At 58.7% G+C, this 13,511-nt stretch carries 14 protein-coding genes; 9 read left to right on the top strand and 5 right to left on the bottom strand.

What is annotated here, in order from left to right; translation table 11 throughout:
- The first annotated feature begins 133 nt into the window (after positions 1–133).
- The 3 genes from EYD00_RS14625 to EYD00_RS14615 all read left to right on the top strand — a co-directional run bounded on the left by EYD00_RS14625 (position 134) and on the right by EYD00_RS14615 (position 2,543).
- Complete coding sequence (locus EYD00_RS14625) at positions 134–832, top strand: OmpW/AlkL family protein (RefSeq protein ID WP_006700374.1); 699 nt, start codon at positions 134–136, stop codon at positions 830–832.
- Between the two features lie 208 nt (positions 833–1,040).
- Positions 1,041–1,484 (top strand): glyoxalase superfamily protein, encoded by a 444-nt coding sequence (locus EYD00_RS14620; RefSeq protein ID WP_034496669.1) that lies wholly within the window; start codon positions 1,041–1,043, stop codon positions 1,482–1,484.
- 315 nt (positions 1,485–1,799) lie between these two features.
- Complete coding sequence (locus EYD00_RS14615; RefSeq protein WP_034496668.1) at positions 1,800–2,543, top strand: class I SAM-dependent methyltransferase; 744 nt, start codon at positions 1,800–1,802, stop codon at positions 2,541–2,543.
- A 59-nt stretch (positions 2,544–2,602) separates the two neighbouring features.
- On the opposite strand, the gene EYD00_RS14610 is transcribed toward EYD00_RS14615, so the two are convergent.
- From EYD00_RS14610 to ugpB, 4 genes are all read right to left on the bottom strand, one after another.
- A complete protein-coding gene (locus EYD00_RS14610) occupies positions 2,603–3,664 on the bottom strand; it encodes a sn-glycerol-3-phosphate import ATP-binding protein UgpC (RefSeq protein ID WP_034496666.1) in 1,062 nt (353 codons plus the stop codon).
- Positions 3,664–4,512 carry a sn-glycerol-3-phosphate ABC transporter permease UgpE gene (ugpE, locus tag EYD00_RS14605; protein ID WP_004445050.1) on the bottom strand — a complete coding sequence of 283 codons (849 nt, stop codon included), beginning with the start codon at positions 4,510–4,512 and terminating at the stop codon, positions 3,664–3,666. The genes EYD00_RS14610 and ugpE overlap by 1 nt, the downstream gene beginning before the upstream one ends.
- A 10-nt stretch (positions 4,513–4,522) precedes the next feature.
- Complete coding sequence (gene ugpA, locus EYD00_RS14600; protein WP_004445049.1) at positions 4,523–5,404, bottom strand: sn-glycerol-3-phosphate ABC transporter permease UgpA; 882 nt, start codon at positions 5,402–5,404, stop codon at positions 4,523–4,525.
- A 69-nt stretch (positions 5,405–5,473) separates the two neighbouring features.
- A complete protein-coding gene (gene ugpB / locus EYD00_RS14595) occupies positions 5,474–6,784 on the bottom strand; it encodes a sn-glycerol-3-phosphate ABC transporter substrate-binding protein UgpB (protein WP_169692189.1) in 1,311 nt (436 codons plus the stop codon).
- Between the two features lie 337 nt (positions 6,785–7,121).
- Between ugpB and EYD00_RS14590 the strand changes: the two genes are divergently transcribed.
- From EYD00_RS14590 to EYD00_RS14580, 3 genes are all read left to right on the top strand, one after another.
- On the top strand, positions 7,122–8,228 hold the full coding sequence (locus EYD00_RS14590) for a CobW family GTP-binding protein (protein WP_034497557.1): 1,107 nt from the start codon (positions 7,122–7,124) through the stop codon (positions 8,226–8,228).
- Positions 8,225–8,494 carry a hypothetical protein gene (locus EYD00_RS14585; RefSeq protein ID WP_034496660.1) on the top strand — a complete coding sequence of 90 codons (270 nt, stop codon included), beginning with the start codon at positions 8,225–8,227 and terminating at the stop codon, positions 8,492–8,494. The genes EYD00_RS14590 and EYD00_RS14585 overlap by 4 nt, the downstream gene beginning before the upstream one ends.
- A gap of 97 nt (positions 8,495–8,591) precedes the next feature.
- Positions 8,592–9,029: a YqaA family protein gene (locus EYD00_RS14580; RefSeq protein WP_034496657.1), complete on the top strand. Its 438-nt coding sequence runs from the start codon at positions 8,592–8,594 to the stop codon at positions 9,027–9,029.
- Positions 9,030–9,184: 155 nt separating this feature from the next.
- Here the strand turns inward: EYD00_RS14580 and zigA are convergent, their stop codons facing one another.
- Positions 9,185–10,390 (bottom strand): zinc metallochaperone GTPase ZigA, encoded by a 1,206-nt coding sequence (gene zigA, locus EYD00_RS14575; RefSeq protein WP_034496655.1) that lies wholly within the window; start codon positions 10,388–10,390, stop codon positions 9,185–9,187.
- Positions 10,391–10,730: 340 nt separating this feature from the next.
- On the opposite strand from zigA, the gene aztA reads away from it, so the two are divergent.
- The 3 genes from aztA to aztC are packed head-to-tail and all read left to right on the top strand — an operon-like array spanning position 10,731 to position 13,455.
- The gene (gene aztA, locus EYD00_RS14570) at positions 10,731–11,543 is read left to right on the top strand and encodes a zinc ABC transporter ATP-binding protein AztA (RefSeq protein WP_034496652.1); all 813 of its coding nucleotides are present in this window, start codon (positions 10,731–10,733) and stop codon (positions 11,541–11,543) included.
- Entirely contained in the window at positions 11,536–12,402 is an 867-nt protein-coding gene (gene aztB, locus EYD00_RS14565) for a zinc ABC transporter permease AztB (protein WP_034496649.1), read from the top strand. Before aztA ends, aztB begins: the two co-directional genes overlap by 8 nt.
- A 27-nt stretch (positions 12,403–12,429) precedes the next feature.
- On the top strand, positions 12,430–13,455 hold the full coding sequence (gene aztC, locus EYD00_RS14560) for a zinc ABC transporter substrate-binding protein AztC (protein ID WP_034496646.1): 1,026 nt from the start codon (positions 12,430–12,432) through the stop codon (positions 13,453–13,455).
- Positions 13,456–13,511 lie beyond the last annotated feature (56 nt).

Below are 13,511 nucleotides of genomic sequence, written 5' to 3'. Positions count from 1 at the left end.
TCTCAATCGGCCTGCGTCACCCTTCGTCATAGTGGCTCCCAAGCGGTTGCGGCAGGCGAAGATTCGCAAGGCCCGCCGTCATCAGCCGGTTCCGGGGACTTGCCCGGCTGCGGTGCGCTATAGGAGAGATGGAATGACGAATAGAAACAGAAACAACGCCTTGCTTGCCAGTATTGCGATTGGCGTTGCCGCCATGCTCGGGTCTGCCGATGCGATAGCCGCTGATATGACCCAGGCGGCGCCGGCTCCGACTGCGGAGGAAGCGATTGCGGCGGCAAGCCCGTGGATGCTGCGCGTGCGCGGCCTCGGCGTCATCACCAACGACAGCGGGAGCGTCGACGGTGTGCCAGGGGCTGGCCTGTCCTATTCGGATACCGTAATCCCGGAACTCGACATCAGCTATTTCTTCACCGATAACTTCGCCGCCGAACTCATTCTCGGCACCACCTATGCCAAAATCAATGGCGAGGGCGTGCTGGCCGGCACGCCGGTCGGCAAGACCTGGCTGCTGCCGCCGACACTGACGCTGCAATATCACTTCACCGACTTCGGCGCTTTCAAGCCCTATATCGGCGCGGGCGTGAACTATTCGCTGTTCTACAACCAGACGGAAAAGCCCGGCTTCAGCAATCTCGACGTCAAGAACAAGCTGGGCGCCGCCGTGCAGGTCGGTTTCGACTATATGCTGGATGAGCATTGGGGTGTGAACTTCGACGTGAAGAAGATCTTCCTCAAGACCGACTGGACGGCGGAACTCGGTGGCACGCCGATCAGCGGCAAGGCCAAGCTGGATCCGTGGCTGATTGGCGCGGGTATCACCTATCGTTTCTGACAGTAGATCGATGAAGCGCGGCCTTTGACGGGCGGCGCTTTCTGGGCTATAGGGACGGCCACGGGCAAGAGCCCCGGCCGTCCGCAGGCGCGTTTGCGCCCCTGGTGAAGCTCTTTTCTTGATAACGGTCATCCCATGTTTTGCATGTCGTCGATGGCAACGCGGACCCCCTTCGGAACATTCGGCATGCACATGTTGGAGAACCGTTATGAACGTGTCCAAACCGCTTCCCGCACTTGAGGGGCTGAAAGAACAGGCAAAGCGCCTGCGTGCCGCTCTCGAGGATGAGGAGCAGTCAATCACCCATTCAAAGGCGTTGGAACTCATCGCCGCGCAATATGGCTTCCGCGACTGGAATACGCTACATGCCGCTGCGGGAAATCGTCCCGCATTCAATCCCTATCTTCTGGGTTCGAGGGTGGAAGGTTTTTACCTCGGGCAGCCTTTCGTGGCCTCCGTTCTGGGCGTGCAGGCGCTCGGCGGGGATCCCGAACGTTACCGGCTGACCCTGCATCTCGATGATCCCGTGGATGTCGTGACCTTCGAAAGCTTCTCCGCTTTCCGCCAGCGCGTTCATTGCAATGTCGATACCTCAGGCCGCACCCTGGAGAAAACTTCCAATGGCCGGCCGCAGGTGGAACTCGTCTGGTAGGTTGGCGCTCCCTTGGTTGGTCGCCGTTCATGGTGGCGAAGCACGGGATTTCAGGCTTTTGAACCCCTTTTCATTTCAAAACTGAAAGGGGGTTCAGTCGAAATTTGCGATGTTTGCTTCACCGCGTCTTTCCGCACCGCCCCCCCTTAATACACGTCAGTGCTCGTCCGAGTATATATAATATATATTTTGGTTGTGCTTGTGTGTTATTAATAGCATTTATTGTTAATGTATTTGTTTTGCAAAGTAATATCTGTTATTGTATTGAATAGTGGATATATAAATTTTATTGTCTGCTTATGTTTGAGGGATTTTATGAGCGATACGCAGTGGCTGGAATGGGGCAGGAAAAACCCATATTACGGCGTGTATTCCGAAGACCGATTTCACACTTCAAATATCGAGGCAACGAAGGGGGAATTCTTCGCAACCGGGGAAGCCAATGTCTCTTGGATGCTGGGTCGTGCGGAACAGTATTTCGGGCCGTTGGGTAAAGGACGTGTTCTTGAGTTCGGTGCCGGGGTGGCTCGAATGAGCATACCGCTTGCATCCCGTTTTGAAACCGTAATCGGCGTTGAACTATCTCCAGACATGCGTGCCGAAGCCGTTAAGAACTGCCAGTTATACAATGTCAAAAATGTCGAAATGGTCCCTTCAGACGACGATTTAAGTCACGCTTCGGGCGAATTTGACCTCGTCCTCAGCTATATCGTTCTCCAGCACGTAGATGCCAGGAGGGGAGTGATGCTGATCGACAAGTTGCTGTCTAAGGTCGGCCCCAGCGGTGTCGCCATTCTCCAGGCGAGCGTCAAACGGCCTGAACGCCGCTTGTCAGACCGCCTACGCTATCACCTGCGCCACAATGTGCCAGTGCTGGCGGCAACATACAGATTCCTGCGTGGAAAAGGCTGGAATACACTTTCAATGCGAATGTCGGAATATGATCCTGTCGCCATCCTCGCGGCGTTCAGTCGGAACGGAATGAAGGACGTTTTGCTTTCCGAGCATTATCAAGGTGATGTCCTTACCTTTCATTTCACGGCGAGAAAGGGCGGCTAACACGACGGGACGCCATTACTTAGATGCTGGACGTCGCAGTAATGGCATCCCGCAGTGGCTTAAATCCGCTTCCCCGCCGAATCGAACAGATGGAAATCCTTTGCCTGGGCGGCGATTTTCAGCGTTTCGCCGATGCGCAGTTGCGAGCGGCCGTGGACGCGGAAGACGATGGTGGTGCCGTCGGCGAAGGAGCCGTGCACGTAACTTTCCGCACCCACCAGTTCCACGGCGTCCACCTGCACGGTGCCGGTGAATGCAGCGTCGGAGGGGGCCTCACTGGCAAGGGTGATGTCTTCCGGGCGGATGCCGAGCGTGGCAGCACCCTGCGGCAGTGCGGTGCTTTCTATCACCGACCAACCGGAAGAGCCGTTGGCCGTCGCCGTCCCGTGGTTCAGCAGGTTCATCGAGGGCGAGCCGATGAAGGTGGCGACAAAGGTCGTGGCCGGTTTCTCGTAAAGCTCGATCGGCGTGCCCATCTGCTCGATGCGGCCGGCATTCAGCACCACCAGCCGGTCGGCCAGCGTCATGGCTTCCATCTGGTCGTGGGTCACGTAAACGCTTGTCGTGGCGAGAGAGCGCTGCAGGCGGCGGATTTCGACGCGCATCTGCACGCGCAGCTTGGCGTCGAGGTTGGAAAGCGGCTCGTCGAACAGGAATGCCGCGGGCTTGCGCACGATGGCGCGGCCCATGGCCACGCGCTGGCGCTGGCCGCCGGAAAGCTGGCGCGGCTTGCGCTCCAGGAATTGTTCGATTTCGAGAGCCTTGGCCGCCTCCGTGATACGCCGCTCGATCTCCTCCTTCGGCGTGTTGCGGTTCTTCAGGCCATAGGCAAGGTTCTGGCGCACCGTCATATGCGGGTAGAGGGCGTAGTTCTGGAACACCATGGCAATGTCGCGGTCTGAGGGTTCCAGATCGTTGACGACGCGGTCGCCGATGACGATCTGGCCGCCGGAAATGCCTTCCAGACCGGCGATCATGCGCAGCAGGGTGGATTTTCCGCAGCCGGAGGGACCGACGAGCACGATCATTTCGCCATCGGCGATGTCCATCGATACGCCCTTGATGGCTTCGACATTGCCGCCATAAACCTTGCGGACGTCTTTCAGCGCAATTTTTGCCATTACTTCTCGGTCTCCACCAAACCTTTGACGAACCAGCGCTGCATCAGCACCACAACGATAACAGGGGGGATGATGGCGAGGATCGCCGTCACCATCACATAATTCCAAGGCGTCGAGGCATCGGTAAAATCCACCATGCGCTTGAGGCCGATGATGATCGTGTTCATCTTTGCGTCGTTGGTCACGAGCAGCGGCCAGAGATATTGCGTCCAGCCGTAGATGAAGAGGATCACGAAAAGTGCCGCGATATTGGTCTTCGAGAGCGGCAGCAGGATATCGCGCATGAAACGGAACGGACCCGCATTGTCGATGCGCGCCGCTTCCACCATTTCACCGGGAATTGTCAGAAAGAATTGCCGGAAGAGAAAGGTCGCCGTGGCTGAAGCCATCAGCGGCAGGGTGAGCCCCGCATAGGTGTCGATCAGGCCCAGATCGACGATGACCTTGTAGGTGGGCAGGATGCGTACTTCCACCGGCAGCATGAGCGTGATGAAGATCATCCAGAAAAAGCCCATGCGGAAGGGAAAGCGGAAGAAAACGATGGCGAAGGCGGACAGGAACGAGATGATGATCTTGCCGATGGCGATGGCCAGCGCCACGACGAAGCTGTTGAACAGCAGCCGTTCGAGGCTGACGCCGACGACCCTTTCCACGCCGCCAACCATGGCGTCGGTATAGTTTTCTCCGAGATGGCCGCCTGGCAGCAGCGACATGGGCGGCCGGATGATGTCGTTCGACGTCATCGAGGAAGCGATGAAGGTGTAGTAGATCGGAAAGGCCACGATGATGATGCCGAGCACCAGCATCAGATGGGCAATCACGCGTGCGATGGGGCGATTTTCAATCATCAGGACGTCCTCAGCCGTAATGCACGCGCTTCTCGACGAAGCGGAACTGGAAGGCGGTGAGCGCGATGACGATCACCATCAGGATCACGGATTGCGCGGCGGATGAGCCGAGATTGAGGTTCACGAAGCCATCATTATAGACCTTGTAAACCAGCGTTTCCGTCGCCTTTGCGGGGCCGCCGCCGGTCACCGCATGGATGATGCCGAAGGTGTCGAAGAAGGCGTAGACCGTGTTGACGACCAGAAGGAAGAAGGTGGTCGGCGCAAGCAGAGGGAAAACGATGGTCCAGAAGCGCCGCGAACCGCGCGCGCCATCAATGGAGGCGGCCTCCAGCAATGATTTAGGAATTGCCTGCAAGCCCGCGACAAAAAACAGGAAATTGTAGCTAATCTGTTTCCACGCAGCCGCTGCAACGACGAGCAGCATGGCCTGATTGCCGTTGAGCAGCGGGTCCCACATGATGCCGTTGCGACGCAGGATATAAGAGAAGGTTCCCATGGCCGGATTGAACATGAAAAGCCATAACATGCCGGCCACCGCCGGCGCGACGGCATAGGGCATGATCATCATGGTGCGGTAAAAGCCCTTGCCGCGCACCACCCTGTCTGCCGCCGTTGCCAGCAGCAGCGCCAGCCCCATGGAGACAAGCGCGGTGAGGATGCTGAAAACGACGGTGACCTGCAGCGAGTTGAGGTAGCTTTCATCAGAAAGTACCGCGGAAAAATTCGCCAGGCCGACGAAATTGCTGTTCAGCCCGAAGGCATCCTCGCGCATGGTGGACTGATAGAGCGCCTGGCTGGCCGGCCAGAAGAAAAAGATCACCGTGAGGATGATCTGCGGGGCGACCAGCAGATAGGGCAGGATCTTGTTGGGGAATACGACGCTTTGCACGGCGATCTCCTGATGACATGGAAATGCCGCCCGCATCTGTCAGAGGATGCGGGCGGGGCAGGGGATCGTTTAATTGCCGGCGGCCTGTTTGATGGCCGCGTCGCCGCGCTGGACTATCTTGTCGAGCGCTGCCTTCGCATCCTGCTTGCCTGCCAGCATCGCCTCGAACTCCTCGTTCATGATGTCGCGCACCTGCGGCAGGTTCACGAGACGCACACCCTTGGAGTTTTCTGTCGGCGGTTTGCCCATCATCTGCAGCAGCGGCGTTTCACGGCCGGGGTTCTTGTCGTAGAAGCCGGATTTCTTGGTTTCCTCATAGGCTGCGATCGTGACCGGCATATAGCCAGAGACCTGATGCAGGCGAGACTGGATCTTGGTCTGGGAGAGGAAGTGGAAGAACTCCGCTACGCCCTTATATTCGGCATCGCTCTTGCCACCGAAGACCCAGAGGCTGGCGCCGCCCGGGATGGTGTTCTGCGGGCCATGGCCCTCATAATAGGGAAGCTGGCCGATGCCGTAATTCATTCCGGTCTTGATGATATCTCCAAGGCCGCCGGAGGATTCGGTCAGAATACCGCATTCGCCGGACATGAAGAGCTGCTTGGCTTCCGAAGTGCGGCCGCCATAACGGAAGACACCGTCTTTCGCCAGATCGGCAATCGCCTGGAAATGCTCGACAAAGAGCGGCGCATTGACGGCGAGCTTCACATCGGTGCCGCCGAGACCGTTTTCATTGCTGCCATAGGAGACGTTGTTCCACGCGGCGAAGTTTTCGGTCTGGATCCAGGTCAACCAGGTGGAGGTGAAACCACATTGCGCGGCACCGCTGGTCTTGATCTTCCTGGCGGCATCGAAAACTTCCGGCCAGGTCTTCGGCGGGTTGGCGGCATCGAGGCCGGCCTTCTGGAAGATATCCTTGTTGTAATAGAGGATCGGCGAGGACGAATTATAGGGGAAGGACAGCATGGTGCCGTCAGGCTTGGAATAATAGGCGACGATGCCTGCCAGATATTCATCCTTGTTGAAGGTGTAGCCGCCTTCCTTCAGCACGTCCGCTACCGGTTTGATGGCGCCCGCAGCACCCATCATGACACCGGAGCCGGCATCGAAGACCTGAATGATGGCAGGCGCCTGCTTGGCGCGGAAGGCGGCGATGCCGGCGTTCAGGGTTTCGGGATAGGTGCCCTTGAAGACGGGCATGACCTTGTAGTCTTTCTGGCTGTCGTTGAATTCCTTGGCAAGCGAATCCACGACTTCGTTGTTGGCGCCGGTCATGGCGTGCCACCACTGGATCTCAGTCACAGCATATGCATTCGATGTGACAAAAAACGAAAGCGCGGATGCCGCAGCAAGGCGGTAGCTGAGTTTTTTCAAGGCGATTCCTCCCATTATGAAAACAGTAAAAGATACAGCCCCTTAATTGCAGCCTATCCTCCTCGATATGGCTGCGGGCGATCTTTTCTGTATTAGCATCGCCGATTAAAAGCGAACTCTAACGAAAATGCAATAGAACGTGGAACGATTAAAACGAAAGTGAAGGAAACGGATTTATTATTCCATTTCCTTCGTTCGGCGGTTTTTTCATGCGCTTGGCCACCGGCGCGTGTCTCCACTGGATTCGCTCCTGTCGAAATCCAATAGTTGCCATTGATATGTTATTACATTACGTATTGTATTGCTGTGAATTTGTGCGGGCGAAGAGGTGGATGTGTTCGAATTGAAGCGGAAAAAGGCGGTTGAGCGCAGGGACGATTCGGCTGGCCTGCCATCTTTGGGAACGGTGCCGGTTACCCTGCTTACCGGCTTTCTCGGTGCAGGCAAGACCACCTTGCTGAACGCGCTTCTGGCTGAGCCGGCCATGCGGGATGCGGCCGTGATCGTCAACGAATTCGGCTCGGTGCCCATCGATCACGGTCTGGTGCGGACGGGTTCCGAACGATATTTCAGAACGACGACGGGTTGCATCTGCTGCACCGCCACGAGCGATATCCGCACCTCGCTTTACGAACTGCATCAGGCCATTCTGGAAGGGATAATGCCTGATGTCTCGCGGGTTGTCATCGAAACCACCGGTCTTGCCGATCCTGCGCCGATCATCAACAGCCTCATCGCCGGCGGCACACCGGCGCTGGGCCTGCGGGATCACATCGTCGCCCGGCATTTTCATCTTTCGGGTGTGGTGACGGCTTTCGACGTTGTCTCGGGCCCGCCGATGCTCAACAGCTTCATTGAGGGCTGGAAACAGCTTGCCTTTGCCGACCACATCGTTTTGACGAAGACCGATCTGGCCGATGACGCGACGCTGGACCGCGAAAGCCTCGCCGATCTCAATCCCGCAGCCTCGTTTCATGATTGCAATGCAGCCGATTTCGATCTGATGTCGTTGTTCAACGCATCGGATTATTCGTTGTGTGGCAAGCCGGAGGATGCGCCTGCATGGCTCGCGGCCGACAGGCTTAGCCATCATGCGGCCCATCAGCACGATGTCAACCGCCACGGCGTCGGGGTCGAGGCCTTCAATCTCACCTTTGACGGGGTTTTTGACCCCCAGGCGATTGTGACTTTTCTCGAGCTCGTCACCAGCAACGTGCATTCCGGTCTTCTGCGGCTCAAGGGAATTTTCGGGGCGACGGATGATCCGGAGCGACCGGTTGTCGCCCACGCGGTGCAGCATCGGCTTTATCCGCTTACCCGCCTGGAGCGCTGGCCGGATCAAGATCGTTCGACACGTATCGTGCTGATCGGCATGGACATGCCGCAAAAGCCCATTCGCGAGCTTTTCGACACATTGGCCGCGCAGGCAAGGCGGAAGGGCAGGGCATGAACAATCCGCTTGCACGCAGTGGCTCCGCGATCATCGCGCACGCGCGTCTTCTGAAGCAATGGTCACGCGATTTGCTGCAACTCAAGCCGGAAGACAGTATTACCGTCAGCGAGCTTTCCTGCGCGCTGCCGGATTGCCCGCCACGGGAAACGGTGATCGTCATCCTCGCCGTTTCCGGTACGACCCGGCAATTATCCATCCACAAGGCGCTTCTCGCGGTGGATCATGACGATATTGTGCGCGCCATTGCCGCGAATTCAGCTTGAGAACCCGCCTCCACGCGGCAGAGCCGCTTGACCGCCGCGGCCCTTATCCGCCACTTCAGGGACAGCGATGGGATTCGCGGATGATGAAGGGCACGGAATGGCCGATCTGGCTGTATATGCGGGTTTGTTTCTGACGGCGTTCATTGCGGCGACCATCCTTCCCATGCAGTCGGAGGCGGCGCTTGCGGGGCTCATTCTTCTGAAATCCCAGCCCGTCTGGCTGCTGGTTGTCGTGGCGAGTGTCGGCAATGTCGCCGGGTCCATCGCCAACTGGCTGCTTGGCCGTGGCATCGAACGTTTTCGACATGAACGTTGGTTTCCGGTCGGGGAGGCTGCGCTGCAACGGGCGCAGAACTGGTACCGGCGTTACGGCAAATGGTCCCTGCTGCTCAGCTGGGCGCCGATCATCGGGGACCCTCTGACGGTCGCGGCCGGCATCATGAAAGAGCCGCTGCCGGTGTTTCTGCTGCTGGTCACCATCGCGAAGGTCGGGCGATACGTGGTGCTCGCGCTGGTGACGTTGAATTTTTCATGAAGCTTCTCCTCCGTCATGCCGGGCTGGATCAGGCATCCAGCCACGGCGCGTCTGCGCCGTGAAAAGAGTTTTTCGCGATCAAGGACTTGGCCGCGCTGGACACGGACCTGATCCCGAGTGACGGTTTGCGATTGCCCCGCATCGGTAGCTACCGCTCAAGCCGCCTGCCGGTCCCAGCTGGCGAAAGGATCGGGCATGTGCCGCCAGGCATCGGGCGTGAAGGCATCCGTGTCTATCAGGCAGGCATCGAGCTGGGCGCGGATGCGGGCTTCATTCATTGGATCGGAACCTATGAAGACGATTTCCTGCCGGCGGTCGCCGAAGACCGGGTCGAGATAGGGCTTCATCATATCAAGGAACTGCTTTTCGCGCGGCCATTGCTCTTTCGGCACGGCGGACCACCAGAGACCCATCTTGCCGGTGCGAACCAGGGCGCCGGCCTGGCTGATCTCTCCCACATAACGCGGCCGCGTCGCCAGCCAGAAAAAACCCTTGGCGCGCACGACCCCCGGCCAGGCGCGATCGATGAAACGCTGGAACAGCACGGGGTCGAAAGGCTTTTTGGCACGATAGACGAAAGAGCGAATGCCATATTCCTCGGTTTCGGGAATGTGGTCCTTGAAACCATGCAATTCCTTGAACCAGAGAGGGTGTTCTTCGGCCCTGGCGAAATCGAAGCGGCCAGTGCCCAGAACCTCCTTCAGCGCCACCTTGCCGAAATCGGCCTCGATGAGTTTTGCATCGGGGTTCAGCCCGATGATGATCTTGCGGGCGGCATCCCGCTCCTCTGGCGTTGCAGTGCCGATCTTGTTGAGCACGACGACATCGGCAAATTCGATCTGCTCCACCAGAAGATCGACGATGGTGCGGTTGTCGCCATCGCCTGCCGTTTCGCCCCGGTCGGCCAGAAAATCGGACGAACCGTAATCGTTGAGAAGATTGGCGGCGTCCACCACCGTCACCATCGTGTCGAGGCGGGCAACATCGGAAAGGCTGCGACCATTCTCGTCGCGGAAATCGAACGTCGCGGCGACGGGAAGCGGCTCGGCGATGCCGGTCGATTCGATCAGCAGATAGTCGAAACGGTCCTGCTCCGCCAGCGCCCGCACTTCCTTGAGAAGATCGTCACGCAGGGTGCAACAGATGCAGCCATTGGTCATTTCCACCAATTGCTCTTCGGTTCGGGAGAGATTGGCCCCGCCGTCACGAACCAGCGCCGCATCGATATTGATCTCGCTCATATCGTTGACGATCAAGGCCACGCGCAAACCATCGCGATTGGCGAGAATGTGGTTCAGAAGCGTCGTCTTGCCAGCGCCTAGAAAGCCGGAAAGCACGGTGACGGGTAGTTTTTTCGACATTTGGACCTCGTTCTGTAAACGTGTTTCGAGTGGACCTTGGCGGGCACGTCGGGGCATTGGGAAACGATCCGGCGCGCATCGTTACCATATGTAACGTAATAACATTACATATATGGGGCGTGTCAACAGGTGAGCGAGAAATTGCCTTCGGCATGAGCGTGGTGGTTACGCGTCCGGATGAATAATTCGCCGTTTGCCAGCAACGGCCTACCCCGCGGAGGGGACAGCGTGCCAGTCCGCCTCCACCAGTAAATGTTATTTCATTACATATTCGTTTGACGAATGTAATAACATTACATATCAAGGGTCATCGAATGACATCCTGCTTCCGGAGGGATCGATGAACGATCCGTGCCTTATCTTCTCAAATCTGACCCTTGGATATGCCGGCCGGGCGGCGGTGCACCATCTCAATGGTAGTATTGCCCGCGGCTCGCTTACCGCCGTTATCGGCGCCAACGGCTCGGGAAAATCCACGTTGATGAAAGGCATTGCCGGCATTTTGAAGCCGCTTGGCGGCGAATGTCGGGTCAGTCCGGCGATCTCCGTCGCCTATCTGCCGCAACAGTCGGAGCTGGACCGGTCCTTTCCCGCTCAAGTACGAGACCTTGTGGCCCTCGGTCTCTGGCCGAGACGCGGCCTGCTCGGACGACACCGTTCCGAAGATCGGACGGCGATCGACCAAGCGCTGAAAGCGGTCGGACTGTCCGGTTTTGAAAGGCGAAATATCGACTCCCTCTCGGGTGGCCAGATGCAGCGTGCCCTTTTTGCCCGGGCCATGCTGCAGGATGCGCAGCTCATTCTGCTCGATGAGCCCTTCAATGCCGTCGACGAGCGGACGGTGACCGACCTGCTGGTGCTGATCAAGGCATGGGTGGCGCAAGGGCGCACCGTTCTGGCCGTACTTCACGATCACCAGCTCGTGCAGCAGCATTTTCCCCAGACGCTTTTCCTGGCGCGAAGGCTGGTTGGACTTGGTCCAACGGCTGAAGTCCTGCAGGCGGAGAATCTTCGCCAGGCCCGACATTTCCATGAGGCGTGGGAGGCGAATGCGCCTTGGTGCGCGCCGGCTTCCTCTCCGCTCCCTCCGGATCCGGCGGCGCCGCCGCACGCCCACGCCCACTTCCACGCGAATTCGAATAGCCATGGCTGATATCTTCATCGATCCTTTCATCCAGTATGTCTTCATGCAGCGCGCGCTTGCCGGTGCGCTGATCCTCGCGGTCAGCTGCGGCCCCGTCGGGGTTTTTCTGATGCTGCGCCGCATGAGCCTGACCGGCGATGCCATGTCGCACGCCATCCTGCCGGGCGCTGCTGTCGGCTTTCTGTTTTATGGGCTGGACATTCTGCCGATGACGATTGGCGGGCTCGTCGTTGGCCTCGTGGTCGCGCTGGGGGCCGGCGCGGTGTCGCGTTTCACCGTTCAGAAGGAGGACGCCTCTCTCGCCGCGCTTTATCTGATTTCGCTGGCGCTCGGCGTGCTGCTCGTCTCATGGCGTGGCTCCAGCGTCGACCTGATGCACGTTCTGTTCGGCACGGTGCTGGCGCTGAACAATGAGGCGCTCGGACTGATCGGCGGCATCTGCGTCATTACGCTTGCGGTGATGATCACCTTCTGGCGCGCGCTCGTGGCGGAATGCCTCGATCCGCTCTTTCTGCGCTCGGTCAGCAGATGGGGCAGCCCGGTGCATTTCCTCTTCCTCGGCATCGTCGTGCTCAATCTCGTGGGTGGCTTTCAGGCGCTGGGGACGCTGCTTTCAGTCGGGCTGATGATGCTGCCGGCTGCCGCCAGCCGCTTCTGGTCAAATCGCGTCGCGCCCATGTGCTTCATTTCCATCGGCATCGGCATGGTGTCCTGCTTTGCGGGTCTTGTCCTGTCCTATCACGCGTCGCTGCCGTCGGGCCCGGCGATCATCCTTTCGGCGGGCGCCGTCTATGCGCTCTCCATCCTCTTCGGCACGCGCGGCGTGCTCATCGATCTTCTCGGTTCCGGCCGCCACCGCGCGGCCTGAAAACAGCCTTTGAAACAGGAGAATCCAATGTTCAAAACCTTCCGCTTAGCCACGTGCGCCAGTCTTCTTTCCCTCTCACCGGTTCTGACGGCGCAGGCTTCCGCCGCCGAACTGAAGGTCGTCGCCAGCTTCTCGATCATCGCCGACTTCGCGAAAAATGTCGGTGGGGATCGTGTGGAGATCACCACGCTCGCCGGGCCGGATGGCGATGCCCATGTCTACGAACCGCGCCCTGCCGATGCTGTCGCCGTCAGCAAGGCGGATGTGGTGCTGGTCAACGGCCTGGAATTCGAAGGCTTTCTGAAGCGGCTGATTGAAACGAGCGGCACGAAGGCGCCAGTTGTCGAGCTGACCAAGGGTGTCGAGCCGCTCAGGCTTTCCGACGAGCCCGCCGGCCACGCCCATCCTGAGGCCGAGGAAGAGGAGGCTCACGACCACAAGACCGGGGAAGCCGGCCACAAGCACGAAACGGCTGACGCCCACGATCACGACCATGGCCATGAAGGACATCACCATCACGGCGAGTACGATCCCCATGCCTGGCAGTCCATCAAGAATGCCCAAATCTACGTGAAGAACATAGCCGGCGCCTTTTGCAAGGCCGACAAACCCGGCTGCGCGACCTATACCGCGAATTCCGACGCCTATGTCGCCAAGCTTGCCACTCTGAACGAGAAGGTGAAGACGGAGATCGCCGCGATCCCGCCGGAGAAGCGCGTCATCATCACGTCGCATGATGCCTTCGGTTATTTCGAGCATGCCTATGGCCTGAATTTCCTCGCGCCGGAGGGCATCTCGACGGAGTCCGAAGCCTCTGCCGCCGATGTCGCCAAGCTGGTGGACCAGGTCAAACACGACAAGGCTTCGGCCATCTTCGTCGAAAACATCACAGACAAGCGGCTGATCGACCAGATCGCCAGCGAAACCGGCCTGAAGGTTGGCGGCACGCTTTATTCCGACGCGCTTTCCACGGCCGATGGCCCGGCCGCGACCTATATCGACATGGTCAACCACAATATCGAGACCATCTCGGCCGCTGTACTCGGGCAATAAGACCGCCGTTCAGCCGAAAAGTTTCAGGGTGGCTTCGGCCACCCTGATTTCGCTTG

Source organism: Agrobacterium sp. 33MFTa1.1 (assembly GCF_004328495.1).
GTDB lineage: Bacteria > Pseudomonadota > Alphaproteobacteria > Rhizobiales > Rhizobiaceae > Agrobacterium > Agrobacterium pusense.
The sequence above is the reverse complement of the archived record's forward strand: the minus strand, read 5'-3'. Positions and strand labels throughout refer to the sequence as shown.

Coding starts and splice junctions, on each gene's coding strand:
- EYD00_RS14625 (WP_006700374.1), top strand. CDS start 134: ATGACGAATAGAAACAGAAACAACGCCTTGCTTGCCAGTATTGCGATT.
- EYD00_RS14620 (WP_034496669.1), top strand. CDS start 1,041: ATGAACGTGTCCAAACCGCTTCCCGCACTTGAGGGGCTGAAAGAACAG.
- EYD00_RS14615 (WP_034496668.1), top strand. CDS start 1,800: ATGAGCGATACGCAGTGGCTGGAATGGGGCAGGAAAAACCCATATTAC.
- EYD00_RS14610 (WP_034496666.1), bottom strand. CDS start 3,664: ATGGCAAAAATTGCGCTGAAAGACGTCCGCAAGGTTTATGGCGGCAAT.
- ugpE (WP_004445050.1), bottom strand. CDS start 4,512: ATGATTGAAAATCGCCCCATCGCACGCGTGATTGCCCATCTGATGCTG.
- EYD00_RS14585 (WP_034496660.1), top strand. CDS start 8,225: ATGAACAATCCGCTTGCACGCAGTGGCTCCGCGATCATCGCGCACGCG.
- EYD00_RS14580 (WP_034496657.1), top strand. CDS start 8,592: ATGGCCGATCTGGCTGTATATGCGGGTTTGTTTCTGACGGCGTTCATT.
- zigA (WP_034496655.1), bottom strand. CDS start 10,390: ATGTCGAAAAAACTACCCGTCACCGTGCTTTCCGGCTTTCTAGGCGCT.
- aztA (WP_034496652.1), top strand. CDS start 10,731: ATGAACGATCCGTGCCTTATCTTCTCAAATCTGACCCTTGGATATGCC.
- aztB (WP_034496649.1), top strand. CDS start 11,536: ATGGCTGATATCTTCATCGATCCTTTCATCCAGTATGTCTTCATGCAG.
- aztC (WP_034496646.1), top strand. CDS start 12,430: ATGTTCAAAACCTTCCGCTTAGCCACGTGCGCCAGTCTTCTTTCCCTC.